This is a genomic window from Streptococcus pseudoporcinus LQ 940-04, assembly GCF_000188035.1.
In the GTDB taxonomy this organism is placed as follows: domain Bacteria; phylum Bacillota; class Bacilli; order Lactobacillales; family Streptococcaceae; genus Streptococcus; species Streptococcus pseudoporcinus.
The window spans coordinates 1,225,750-1,237,894 of the sequence record NZ_AEUY02000005.1 but is presented as its reverse complement, the minus strand read 5'-3'; the positions used below and the strand labels follow the sequence as shown (position 1 = coordinate 1,237,894).

13 protein-coding genes are annotated in these 12,145 nt (G+C 37.6%); 2 read left to right on the top strand and 11 right to left on the bottom strand.

Annotated elements, in window-relative coordinates:
* Nucleotides 1-12 precede the first annotated feature (12 nt).
* A complete protein-coding gene (locus STRPS_RS07450; protein WP_007895696.1) occupies nt 13-660 on the top strand; it encodes a metal-dependent transcriptional regulator in 648 nt (215 codons plus the stop codon).
* Nucleotides 661-754: 94 nt separating this feature from the next.
* Here the strand turns inward: STRPS_RS07450 and STRPS_RS07445 are convergent, their stop codons facing one another.
* The 8 genes from STRPS_RS07445 to STRPS_RS07410 form a co-directional block, all read right to left on the bottom strand.
* Complete coding sequence (locus STRPS_RS07445; protein WP_007895729.1) at nt 755-1,444, bottom strand: 5'-methylthioadenosine/adenosylhomocysteine nucleosidase; 690 nt, start codon at nt 1,442-1,444, stop codon at nt 755-757.
* Nucleotides 1,445-1,456: 12 nt separating this feature from the next.
* Nucleotides 1,457-1,714 (bottom strand): cell wall synthase accessory phosphoprotein MacP, encoded by a 258-nt coding sequence (gene macP / locus STRPS_RS07440; RefSeq protein ID WP_007895880.1) that lies wholly within the window; start codon nt 1,712-1,714, stop codon nt 1,457-1,459.
* A gap of 2 nt (nt 1,715-1,716) precedes the next feature.
* On the bottom strand, nt 1,717-2,268 hold the full coding sequence (locus tag STRPS_RS07435; RefSeq protein WP_007895868.1) for an NUDIX domain-containing protein: 552 nt from the start codon (nt 2,266-2,268) through the stop codon (nt 1,717-1,719).
* 23 nt (nt 2,269-2,291) lie between these two features.
* Nucleotides 2,292-3,671 (bottom strand): bifunctional UDP-N-acetylglucosamine diphosphorylase/glucosamine-1-phosphate N-acetyltransferase GlmU, encoded by a 1,380-nt coding sequence (gene glmU, locus STRPS_RS07430; RefSeq protein WP_007895843.1) that lies wholly within the window; start codon nt 3,669-3,671, stop codon nt 2,292-2,294.
* Nucleotides 3,672-3,768: 97 nt separating this feature from the next.
* A complete protein-coding gene (locus STRPS_RS07425) occupies nt 3,769-4,734 on the bottom strand; it encodes a Gfo/Idh/MocA family protein (RefSeq protein ID WP_007895854.1) in 966 nt (321 codons plus the stop codon).
* A gap of 13 nt (nt 4,735-4,747) precedes the next feature.
* Nucleotides 4,748-5,317, bottom strand: coding sequence for a GNAT family N-acetyltransferase (locus STRPS_RS07420; protein ID WP_007895793.1), 570 nt, complete (start codon nt 5,315-5,317; stop codon nt 4,748-4,750).
* Nucleotides 5,292-5,990 (bottom strand): 3-oxoacyl-ACP reductase, encoded by a 699-nt coding sequence (locus STRPS_RS07415; protein ID WP_007895717.1) that lies wholly within the window; start codon nt 5,988-5,990, stop codon nt 5,292-5,294. Before STRPS_RS07415 ends, STRPS_RS07420 begins: the two co-directional genes overlap by 26 nt.
* Nucleotides 5,983-6,219 carry a DUF2829 domain-containing protein gene (locus STRPS_RS07410; RefSeq protein ID WP_007895871.1) on the bottom strand — a complete coding sequence of 79 codons (237 nt, stop codon included), beginning with the start codon at nt 6,217-6,219 and terminating at the stop codon, nt 5,983-5,985. The genes STRPS_RS07415 and STRPS_RS07410 overlap by 8 nt, the downstream gene beginning before the upstream one ends.
* A gap of 528 nt (nt 6,220-6,747) precedes the next feature.
* On the opposite strand from STRPS_RS07410, the gene STRPS_RS07405 reads away from it, so the two are divergent.
* Complete coding sequence (locus STRPS_RS07405; protein WP_007895802.1) at nt 6,748-7,518, top strand: hypothetical protein; 771 nt, start codon at nt 6,748-6,750, stop codon at nt 7,516-7,518.
* Nucleotides 7,519-7,882: 364 nt separating this feature from the next.
* On the opposite strand, the gene STRPS_RS07400 is transcribed toward STRPS_RS07405, so the two are convergent.
* From STRPS_RS07400 to STRPS_RS07390, 3 genes are all read right to left on the bottom strand, one after another.
* Entirely contained in the window at nt 7,883-8,797 is a 915-nt protein-coding gene (locus STRPS_RS07400; protein WP_007895694.1) for a magnesium transporter CorA family protein, read from the bottom strand.
* A gap of 86 nt (nt 8,798-8,883) precedes the next feature.
* Nucleotides 8,884-10,227 carry a branched-chain amino acid transport system II carrier protein gene (gene brnQ / locus STRPS_RS07395; protein ID WP_007895869.1) on the bottom strand — a complete coding sequence of 448 codons (1,344 nt, stop codon included), beginning with the start codon at nt 10,225-10,227 and terminating at the stop codon, nt 8,884-8,886.
* A gap of 220 nt (nt 10,228-10,447) precedes the next feature.
* On the bottom strand, nt 10,448-12,097 hold the full coding sequence (locus STRPS_RS07390; protein ID WP_007895785.1) for a phosphatidylglycerol lysyltransferase domain-containing protein: 1,650 nt from the start codon (nt 12,095-12,097) through the stop codon (nt 10,448-10,450).
* Between the last annotated feature and the right edge of the window lie 48 nt (nt 12,098-12,145).

Below are 12,145 nucleotides of genomic sequence, written 5' to 3'. Positions count from 1 at the left end.
AGGCATAGCCCTATGACGCCTAATAAAGAAGATTACCTTAAATGTATCCACGAGCTGGGACAAATTCAACTTAAAATTTCTAATAAAATGATAGCGGAGAAAATGCAAGTTTCTCCCCCTGCTGTATCCGAGATGCTCAAAAAAATGATTAACCAAGAATGGATTCAAAAAGATGTCAAGAAAGGTTATTTATTAACAGAAAAAGGAAGTGACCTGGTTGCCAATCTATACCGCAAACACCGACTTATTGAAGTCTTTTTGATTAATCAATTAGGATATAGTCCTCAAGAAGTTCATCAAGAGGCAGAAATTTTAGAGCACACTGTTTCTAATACTTTTATTGATCGGCTTGATGAGAATTTGGGATTCCCTACTTTTTGTCCTCATGGTGGAACGATTCCGCGTAAAAACGAGCCCCTCAAGGAGATTAACCATCAAACATTGAACCAATTGTCCTCACCAGGGACCTATAAGTTAGCTCGAATCCATGATCATATTGAACTAATCAACTATTTGGAACAGCATGACTTAAGATTAAATACCCTGATTGAACTACAACAGATTGATAACTTTGCTAAAACCTATACCATAAGTTACAATAACAAAACATTAACCATTCCGGAAATGATTGCAGAACAACTTTACATTTCAGAGGCATGAAAAAACAATTAGAATCCTATAAAAAGAACCACTTATAAGAACAGTAGCTACCTTTTGCACTGTCCATTATAAGTGGTTCTTTTTTCCAATTTTTTTACAAGGCTTCTAAAAACGCTAGTAAGATTTGAGCAGATTTGCGACCAGCCTCTACGATAAATTGATCAAAGGTAATATTGGCATCATGTGCTGCAGTATCACTCATAGCCCGGACGACAATGAAAGGTTTACCACAGGCATATGCTGCTTGAGCAATTGCCGCACCTTCCATCTCCACAGCTAGAACATCGGGAAAATGGTTTTTAATCACATTGAGCTTCTCTGCTCCTGCAATAAAGGAATCACCAGTAGCAATAAGACCAATAGCACTATGACACTCTTCTTGATCTAACACTGTTTTAAAGATAGTCACAAAATCAGGATGACTCTCAAAATAAAGTGGCTGCATGGACATTTGCCCATAATCGTAACCAAATGCCCTTAAATCGACATCATGATAAACCAATTGGTTTGCAACCACCACATCCCCGATCTGCAGATGTGGCGCAACTGCACCTGCAGAACCTGTATTAATCAAGGCATCAACCTTAAAGTTTTCAACTAAAATAGCCACTGTCATTGCAGACATCACTTTACCAACGCCCGATTGAACCAAGACGAGGTCTTGTCCAGCAATCTTACCTATATAATAGGTATTAGCTAAAATATCATGACTTTCTTTTTCAGCTAATTGCTCCACTAACAAGCGCAATTCTTCTTCCATTGCGGCAATTATTCCGATTTTCATTTGTTATCCTTTTTATAAATTAAATATGGCATAAATAAGAAAAGCAATTAAGAGAACCAAGGCAATCAATAACATATTTAGCTTTGATTGAAAGTGATGGCGTTTGGCATTTTCTATGCGTCGACTTTTATAAATCCGGTCAGAATTGTCTTCCTTGTCCTCTGAAAAAGTCACAACCTTTGTTTCAGAATCTACCTCAAAATCATCTTCGATATACTCACCGCGATTAGCTTTTTCGATGATTTCATCAGTTAATAAGGATTTACCCATGATTAGCTACCTCCTAGATATAGGCCAAAGTAATTGATAGCAATTATGGTTTTGGCATCTACAATTTGTCCTGTAGCAATCAGATTTAAACACTCTTGGTAAGACAACTCATACACTTCAAGCACTTCATCGTCATCTTGTGGTCGGGGATTCTCAACCTTTTGTAAATCTCTTGCAAGGTACAATCTTATTTTTTCATTTGAAAAACCGATTGCCGTATAAAACTCATAGATTTGTTCTAATTGTCCTCTATAACCAGTTTCTTCTTCTAGTTCACGACTAGCGGCTTCTCGTTCAGCGCCAGCTTCGCCAACTTCTAATTTTCCTGCTGGTATCTCATAAGAAACAGCCTCAATAGCCTTACGGTACTGTTTCACAATAAGAATCTTATTTTCTGGAGTGATTGCTAGGACAGAAACGGCACCACGATGGAGAACTAATTCTCGCTTAGCTTGCCCCAAACCATTGGGAAGTTCTACATCATCAACAACAACATCGAAAATAGCTCCTTTGTAAATCGTTTGCCGACCAATTGTTTTTTCTTCAAAATCCATGCTTCTCCTCCTTTGTATCCATTTTATTTATTGTTAGGGTGATGTGGTAGACGTTTGGCGTAACCTTCTTTTGTTACTTGACGACTTCTACCAATAGCAATACTATCAGCTGCGACATTTTTTGAAATGGTAGACCCTGCAGCAGTTAAAGCATTGTCACCAATTTCAAGTGGTGCAATTAAGGTTGAATGACTACCGACAAAGACATTATTACCTATCATCGTCTTGAATTTATGCTGACCGTCATAGTTAACTGTGATGGTACCCGCACCAATGTTAACATCTGAGCCAACTTCTGCATTACCTATGTATGTTAAGTGTCCCGCTTTAGTATTTTGCCCAAGTGATGAACCTTTAACCTCAACAAAGTTTCCAACATGAACCTTTTCAGCTAAGATTGACCCCGGTCTGATATGGGCATAAGGTCCAACTGTAACCCCATCAGCTAAAGTTGATTCTTCAATAGTGGAACTTGTAATGACAACATGTTGACCTAGCTGAGCATCTACAAGGCAGGTCCCATTAGTCAGAATGGAGCCTGCACCTATTTTTGTCTTACCTTTTAAGGTAACATTTGCTTCCAATAATACATCGGGGTCAATGATAACATCACTTTCAATATAGGTAGCCTCTGGATTTTGGAAGGTCACACCATTAATCATATGCTTTTTATTGATGCGTCGTCTCATGACGGATTCAGCAGTAGCAAGCGCCACACGGTCGTTAACTCCTAAGCTCTCGTTGAAATCACGTAGGACGTAAGCTCCAACTTTTTCACGATTTTCCCTAAAAATAGAAATAACATCTGTTAAATAATATTCACCTTGTGCATTGTTTGTAGTGATGTTTTTTAGAGCTTCGAAAAGACGTTTATTGTCAAAAACATAGGTACCTGTGTTAATCTCGGTGACTTTTTGCTCGTACTCATTAGCATCTTTTTGCTCAACAATCTTTGTCACTTCCCCATCATTGTTGCGGATAATACGTCCATAGCCAAAGGGATCTTCAGCTTTGGCAGTTAGAATAGTTGCAACATTTTTATGGTTGACATGATAATCAATCAAATTTCTAAGACTATCTCCAGTAATGAGTGGGGTATCGCCTGCAATAACCAAAGTGTTTCCTTCTAAACCAGCCAATTCTGTTTCAGCCATCATGACAGCATGCCCAGTTCCCAACTGTTCGGTTTGCAAGACAAATCCTGATTGCCCAGCTAAGACTTCTTTTACTGATTCAGCTTTATGGCCTACAACCGTTACGTTTTTTTCTGGCGCAATCGCAGCGACACTTCTAAAAACATGTTCTAGCATCGTCAAACCTGATACTTTATGAAGAACTTTGGGTAAATCCGATTTCATACGAGTACCCTTACCTGCAGCTAAAATGATCGCATAATTTGTCATATCTTTTCCTTTTTCCTAAATTCAATATCACTTCATTATAGCATATTTACAAGTGAAGTATAGCAAAAAAGAGATTGACATAGTCAATCTCAATCGTTTATGACAGGCTTTCGCTAGCTTTTTCAAGGACTTTCATAACAGATAGACTATGATTTAAAGCAGCTTGAGCACGTGCGTAATCCTTGAGAGCAATGATTTCTTGAAAGACTTGGAATTCCGCAACCATGCGGTGATTTCCTTGATTAGCATTAAATACTTGTGGCTTTTCACCATTCTTTGTCACTTGGATTTCCGGCAGAGTGTTTGTAGCGCCAAGAATTGCAATGGAGCCTTTATTCCCCTGGATTGTTGATTTGATTTCGGCACTGCAATCTTTAGCACCTATACAAACCACTTTGAACTTAGCATAATCCAAAAGCAAAACCCCCGATGTATCAACACCTCTCTCCATATTCGGTAAGTAAGCGACATGCTCAGGTTCTCCAAATAGACCTACCACCAAATGGATATTGTAAATATTTAGATCCCTTAAAGCGCCCCCTCCTTTTTCAGGGTCAAAAGCTGGCGCAATCACACCATCTTTAAAAGCATCGTAGCGCGACGAATATTGAGAATAATTACAGTCTACAACTTTAATGTCACCAAGTTCAGGCAATTGCTCTTTAATAAGGCTAAAATTCTCTAAATACTGATTGGTAATAGCCTCTAAAAGCATTAACTGCTTCTGTTTAGCCAATTCTGCCAGCTCCTGTGCTTGTGCCAGCTCCAAAGTAAATGGCTTTTCACAGATAACGTGTTTCCCCGCCAAGATAGCAGCCTTTGCCATCTCATAATGTAAATGGTTAGGCGTGGCAATATAGACCGTATCACTGTTAGCATCTTCCAAAGCCTCTTCTAACTGGTCATAAAAGTGGGGAATCTCATATAATTGTGAAAGTGCTTTAGCTTTATCAAAGCTTCTTTTAGTCGAAACGATAGCCTTGAGTTCTATCCCCTTGGTTTCTGATAAAACGGGTAACGCTTCCTCAACAATCTTACCTGTCCCAATAACTGTTAATTTCATTCGCTTCTTCTCCTTAATCTATTCCAAATTCTTTAGCAAAGCTGACTTGACCTAAATAATGACCATTACCACATAAGGATAAAGCCATAAAATTCTCTGAAGGGAAACCTTGCGGTAAGCTAATGCCAAAAAGCTCCGCTGGCTGATAGCCAAATTGAGAGTAATAGCCTTTGCTACCCAATACTAAAATGAGGTCATAACCAAGATTTTTTGCAACTTGATGACCTCTATCAATCAAAGCTCTGCCGTAACCCTGTTTTTGATAGCAAGGAGCAATACTCAAAGGTGCTAAAACCAAGGCCTCATGCTGACCGACTTTCGCTTTTGTAAACATGATATGGCCTCGTAATTGCTTATCAACCTCTAAAACCAAGGACAGTTCTGCTATATAAGAATCGCCCTCACGCAAAGCTTCAACCAAGTCCTGCTCAGTACCATCACTATGTTCTGCCCAAGCGAAGGCTTCTGTCACCAACTGGTAGATAGCCCTAAAATCCTCTTTTTCTTCTTGTCTAATAATCATTTCTATTTCCGATTTCTTTTTGGTAATGGCAGAGCTATTTAAGGGTCCACCCGCCGTCAATTTTAACAATTTCTCCTTGCATGGAAGCAGCTTTACCAGAGGCTAAAAAATAAGTTAGGTCTGCTATCTCTTCAGCCTGAGTCCACCTGCCAATTGGGGTTTCTTGCGCTACCCAATTAGCCATACCACCTTCTTCAAAGTCACCAGCGGTCATAGCTGTTTGAACGGCACCTGGTGCTATACCAAAGACTTGGATCCCTGCTCTAGCATAATCCAGAGCTAATTGTCGAGTGAAGCCAGCAAGAGCGTGTTTACTGCTTGTATAAGCAGCACCGCCTCCGCCAGCTTGAAAACTAGCAATGGAGCACATATTGATGATCATCCCCTTTTGCTGCGCCAGCATTTTTTCCAAATAAAAGCGTGTCACCTTTACCATTGAAAAAAAGTTAGTAGCAAAAACCTTTTCGAAATCTGACATAGTCGTTTCTAAAAGAGGTTTATAGGCATCTAATATGCCCGCTGTATTGAGGAGAATATCGACCGAAGGCAACCATCGAAAAAGGGGAGTTAAATCTGATGAAAGGTCTATTTGCAAAAAATGAAAGTTCCCAGCCAAGTCTGGCTTAGCGCTGATGTCAACACCATAGACCTGGTAACCTTTCCTTAAAAACAATTCTGCTTGAGCCTTACCGATTCCTGAGGCTACACCCGTAACGAGAACCTTTTTAGTCATTGACTTCAATCCAATCGGTAGCCAAAACATCACATGGGGTTGGCGACCACATTGAAAAACCTTCCCCGTCACCCGAAACATTGATTAAAAAATAGGGTGTTACTTCTAAAGCTTGGCCGTTCTGTTCAAGACTATCAAAAAGTTGTACATAATTTTCGGCACCACCCCAGCCAGTCCGCACATATTTTTTCTTAGCCTTTAAGCCTGGTAAAATGTCTTCAAATGTCATATTTTTCTCCTTTAGCGTCTGTAATAGTTGATAGTGATAAATCTGTTTTTCTTATAAAATCGCAATTTTTGTTTCTCTCTTGTTCACAAAGCCTAGAAAACAACACTTAGTACTTGCTTTTAATAGGCTTATCGTTGCTATACTGAGCAAAAATAGGTGACTAGCATTTAGTGAGTCATCTAGGGGCTAAAAATGGGCGGCCGATTTCAGAGGGCCACTATCCAAGCTCTCTGCTATCCATTTAATACTTGTTATATTGATTTAGTATGAAAAATCAACAAGTACCCTCCTTTGGCATAGCAAAAGAAATAAACCTTACTTTGTACAGTATACTATCACACTTTATACAAAGCCTCAATAATTAAGTTAGTCCTTTCCTATAGCACGAGCCTATCTATTAAAATACTAACCAAAGAAAAAGTTAGTTTTGGTCATTCTTTACAATTTATCTAAAAAAATGCCCTATATCTCTCTGATTGAAAGCGTTATAATCAAATTAGATTTTGATTATAGAAATGGAGATATAAAGTGAAAAAGGTATTAATGTTAGCCATCGTACTACTTACTGTTGGTCTAGCACCAAGTGCGAAGGCGGAGGAAGGAGATACAGAGCAAACGAATCAAGTAAGTTCGCAGGAGACTTTAAAATGGGAGTTAGACCCAGATCAACAAAAAGTTACTGATAACAATGGGAACGCAATACCTGTTACTATTGATACAGATAATAAAATAACAATTACATTACCAGTGGGTTGGTCTTTTTGGTTAAAAAAAGATAGGGAAAACTATAATCCAATATCAATAAATAATAAAATAAAAGAAGAGTATCTTAAAAATAACGAAAATTCCACTGACAATCAAACAAATGATAATTACAGAATACCTAAAGCAGCAAATACTAGCCCTAAAATAGTAACATACAAAGACAAAAACCAAAATATGCAATTAGGTGCTGTGTATAACGACAATCAAGGCTCTTCGGGGTTACTAGTAAATGTAAAAGTAGATTGTCCTTCCAAGGAAAATCAGCGATTAACAATAGTGTTAAAGTCAGATGAGGGGATACACGCAGGTAGTATTTTCTTAAGAGATTCACAAACTATAAGAAAAGAGAAAGAAAAAATCGCGAAAGAAAGACATAAACAAAAAGAAGAAGAGCAAAAGCTTGCTGAAGAAAAACGTGCTGAAGAAACTTATCAAAACTATATTGACTACGATAATCAACAACCTTGGTACAAGCGCTGGGGAGATAGTATCCAAGGTCAATGGGCAGACTTCACAGGCTGGTTGAAAGGCTGATTCTTGATTTCTGATTTTCTTAAACATATATTCACCCTATCCTACTCTTTTAGGTTATCAGATATTGATTTGATGACCTTTTTTAGTGCAAAAATTTGTAGCCTTTAGAAGACTAGTTAAAACTATCCTCTATAACCCTTGTTAGACCAGTAGTAAAGCGTCTAAGAATAAGCAACCTTCAACATTTCTTCAAATGATATAGTTCTTTTCTTTATAATCAATTGTTTACAGTAACCTTATTTGAGTCTCTAGGTAAATCTCCTGTTTTTTCAACAGAATAAGCACTTCCCCGTAGTTATCACCATTAATAAAAGCTAACCATAAACCATTAGGGAACAGCGTGTGAGTAGTGCCATCAATAGCTTTATTTACGTTGGTAATTCATCATCACTTTTAAGATAAATGCCATGACAAACCAAAGAATGACTGAAATCCCTATTACCATTAACCATCCCAAAGGGTGTTGAGTTAGAAGCGGTGGCAAGGGTACATTAATCCCAAAAAATCCTGTCACAATACTTGGAATAGTTAAAAGAATAGATAGTAAGGTCAAAATTTTCATAGTGTCATTAAGCTCATTATTTAAGACATTATTATAGGTGCCTTCTAACTGTGATAAAACTTGCGCTGACAATTGCGCCATTTCCATTAACTGCCGCGCCTCAATCAAGGCATCATCTAATTGTTCTTCTTCAAGATCATTAAGATCAAGATACAAGAGGTGACTTTTTAACTGCTCAATTAAGAGAACATTTTGTTTACTAGCGGAGACTATATAGACTAAGCCCGTTTCTAAGTCTGACAATTGCAAAAGTTCTCTCTTACTCGTTCTTTCCCGCAAGAGATTATTTAAGCGATTCCGTTCTGAATTAAGGCTGTCCACTGTGGGAAAATAATTTTTGGAAATGAGATAAAGGACAATAAACAAGAATTTGTAAAGTGATAAGGACTTGTTTTTCTCTAATAAATCCTCCATTTGTTTGACAATATAACTGCTTTTATCCTTATAGATGGTAATAAGATGATTTCCATAAACAAAAAAAGTAATAGGGACAGTCTGATAATGATAATCCTGCTTGGAAATATCTAAAACATTGTAAATCAGCAATAAGGTTTTTTCGTCACGATCATACTCTAAATGGGACAACTCATTCTTATCTGCGGCATAAGTTAAAATCTCAGAATCAATATTCAACTCATGCTTCAGATAGACAAGGTCTTTTGAATTGTCAGCATTTGCCATATATAACTTAAATTTTTCTTGACTAATCTCTTTCAAAACCTCTACTCCTTCAGACTATATTATCTGTCAGTATATCAAAAAAAGAGCCAATTGGCTCTCACTAAGATTGTCACTCATTTCTTTTAAGCTTCCTTTTCAAATTGCTTCAAATCGAAAACCTCTCCTCTGACTCTATCAGGTAATAACATGGCAATGACAAGGCCAATCACCGTTGGTAATAACCAGCCCATTGACATAGCATGAAGTGGCAAGTAATCCACAAAAGTAGCAACAATTGTTTTGGGCAATAAACCAGCTAGCACTTCCAAAAAGGACATTATACTCACTATAGCTATGGTCAGCGACATCCCTCTTTTAGATAAGGGCATCACCTTATTAAGCAAGATAATAACCACTAACACAATAACAATTGGATAAAGTAAGGAAAGTACTGGCAGTGAAAAAGCAATAACGGCATTCAGCCCCAAATTAGCAATTAAAAAGCCAATAAGGGTAAAGATACTGAGGTAGAATTTGTAGGATAATTTGGTGAAATGTTTAGCAAAAAATTCAGATACTGCAACGATCAAACCGACTGTCGTGGTGAAGCAGGTTAAAATGACCATCACACTAAGGAAGTAGCGTCCAAAAGAACCAAATAACTGATAAGAAGCCTGCGCTAGAACATAAGCACCTTTATTGATTGAAGGGTCAGCCAGTACATTTTCTGGAACAGCAAATTTGTTACCTAAGTAACCTAACCCAATATAGAGAATGCTAAAAGCTAGGCTTGTAACTACTCCGACTACCCATATCGTTGATAAATACTCTCTTTTATTAGCAAAGCCAAATTGTTTTAGGGTCTCAGTTGCTACTAGGCAAAAAGCCACCGCAGCTAGGGCATCTACTGTATTATAACCCGCTAAGATGCCTCCACCAAATGCATTAGCCAGATAGTCAGCGCTAGCTGTGCCACTGCCTGATTGACCATATTTAACTGCTCCTACAATCACTAATGAAAGAATAAGCAAAGCAAATAAAGGTGTCAAAACCTTACCTACACTGGCCATTATATTAGTCGGATGACTAGCAAGCAGATAAGCAGCCAAGAAAAAGAAAAAAGAGAAAATCATCAAAGCCACCTGACTGTTACCAACAAGCGGTGATAGGCCAACCTCAAAGGAAACCGTGGCCGTTCTTGGAATAGCAAAAAGGGGTCCAATAGTTAAATACAAAATAACCAAAAAGCTGAGCGAGAACCAAGGGCTAAACTTAAGGTCCATTTCATGTTTAAAACCTCCATTGGTCAGGGTTCCAACTAGCAAGGTGATGATGGCTAAGCCAACGCCGGACAGACAGAATCCTAAAATAGCTGGCCAAAAATGATTACCAGAAGCTACACCTAAGGCCGGTGGGAAAATGAGATTTCCAGCACCAAAAAAAACACCAAATAATAGCAAACCTGTCAAAAATCCTTTTTTTACCATACAACACCTCTATGTAAACGTAAGTTTACACCTTTCCTCTATTTTTTTGAAAGGGCCGACTATATATTAATGCTTGCCCATAAATAATCGCTTTCTATTATAACAAAAAAGCTTGATTATACTATCCCTTTTTCAAAATTTTCTAACTATTTATATAAAAATAAGACCTAACAGTCTTATTTTTATATCTATGTGGTTCCTACTTTAAAGAGATTAATCGCTACTTTTGTCTATAGGATACCTGAACTAAGGCAAGTATCACAAATAGAAATAGACACTGTTTAGGATAGGCGATATAGTAGGGAACCCATTTATGGGCGAATTTTTGCTTGTAATGCCTTAGACCATCAAAAGAATAAATTTGAGAACCGTACTGGTAGAGCAAATAACCCATTTTTTCATTAAAAAAACTAAAACGATTTTTGCCGACATTAGATAAAGGACACATCCCCATATTAAAAAAGTCAAATCCTTCCAATTTAGCATGGTTTATTAATCTTATAAAGAGAGCATCCATGACACCTTTTGGAGCTTTATTCAAATAACGCATCAAGTCGACTGAGAGCATCTTTTCTGTATCAGATTTTTCAATAGTCGCAAAAGCGACAATCTCACCTTCTCTTGATCTTAAGATAGCAATATCACTATGACTCAAGTAAAAATCATCAAAGAAACCAAGTGAAAAGCCCATTTCTTTTCGGCCTGCTAACCATTCATCCGAAATCACTTTTAATGATGTTATCAAGTCCTTAGAGTAGGGGGGCTTAAGAACTGAAAAAACATAGCCAGCCTTTTCAACTTGGTTAGATACTGACCTTAAATTTTGCTTTTTCTTACCTGATAGTGAAAATTGAGTAGAGGCAACAATACCTTCCTCTCCTAATTTAATAAAATCAAAGCCATGATCATGAATCGCCATAACTTCTTGTTCAGACACTTCATAAAATACAGGATGATAATTATATAAATCGGCTTCACTCATAAAGGCTTCTAATGCTTCATCAAAGTAATTACGATCGCCAAAAAAATCTCCCATAACAAGAAGTTTATCCCCTTGAGCTCTGAATTGTAATGCTATCTGGTCCTGCCCCTGAACCTGATAATACCAAATCCGCTTATCTTGAAGGTAAGCGAGCCCAGTGTAATGATGGTCTCCTTTTTTGATAATCTGTTCAAAGCGCTCTTTATCAAAGGGCTGACCAATCTCGACTCTGCGGTGTTTTAAGAATAGTATTAAAACGGTTGAACTAATGGCGATCAAAACTAAAGTCAATAAGCCCATCAACCACCAATGGAAACTAGGGACAGAAAAATGTTCATCTAAGGAAATACGCGATTGATGATGTGAGTCCACCAAATTAGTATAGCCTAAAATAAAATAGGAAAGGCTCAAAAAGGACCAGATAAGACCATCAAGGAAACCATCTTCATGACTAATAATAAGCTGTCGCCGATAAAGATTTGGTCGACTAAGCCAGAGTAATATGACCAAAAGAATCAGAACTACCGTTGGCGCAAAACTTCTGTAGAAAAAAATTGTATATAAAACAGCTGCACTCAGAAAAATCAGAGTAGGAAAGAAAGCTTTAGCACTCCTATTTCCGATTGCGCGTCCACAAACAAGTAGCGCGAAACCCAAGAGTAAGCTAGGTACCTGACGGATAAGAGCCATACTCGCTAAACCATAAAAACGATCTTTGATAATTGGTAGATTGATAATGGCGTCATGACTGGTTACCATTAAGATCAAGATAATGCCAGATAGATAGAAAAGTCCAACCATACTGTAAAAGAAAAAGGCTCTAATGACTTCCAAAACAAGATAATTATTTTTATTCTTAAAGAACTGAAACTTATGAAAAATAGGCATACTCGCTCCCTATAGTTTTTGATTAGTCTAGCGGTTTAAGGTTAGAAG

Coding starts and splice junctions, on each gene's coding strand:
- STRPS_RS07450 (WP_007895696.1), top strand. CDS start 13: ATGACGCCTAATAAAGAAGATTACCTTAAATGTATCCACGAGCTGGGA.
- STRPS_RS07445 (WP_007895729.1), bottom strand. CDS start 1,444: ATGAAAATCGGAATAATTGCCGCAATGGAAGAAGAATTGCGCTTGTTA.
- macP (WP_007895880.1), bottom strand. CDS start 1,714: ATGGGTAAATCCTTATTAACTGATGAAATCATCGAAAAAGCTAATCGC.
- STRPS_RS07435 (WP_007895868.1), bottom strand. CDS start 2,268: ATGGATTTTGAAGAAAAAACAATTGGTCGGCAAACGATTTACAAAGGA.
- glmU (WP_007895843.1), bottom strand. CDS start 3,671: ATGACAAATTATGCGATCATTTTAGCTGCAGGTAAGGGTACTCGTATG.
- STRPS_RS07425 (WP_007895854.1), bottom strand. CDS start 4,734: ATGAAATTAACAGTTATTGGGACAGGTAAGATTGTTGAGGAAGCGTTA.
- STRPS_RS07415 (WP_007895717.1), bottom strand. CDS start 5,990: ATGACTAAAAAGGTTCTCGTTACGGGTGTAGCCTCAGGAATCGGTAAG.
- STRPS_RS07410 (WP_007895871.1), bottom strand. CDS start 6,219: ATGACATTTGAAGACATTTTACCAGGCTTAAAGGCTAAGAAAAAATAT.
- brnQ (WP_007895869.1), bottom strand. CDS start 10,227: ATGGTAAAAAAAGGATTTTTGACAGGTTTGCTATTATTTGGTGTTTTT.
- STRPS_RS07390 (WP_007895785.1), bottom strand. CDS start 12,097: ATGCCTATTTTTCATAAGTTTCAGTTCTTTAAGAATAAAAATAATTAT.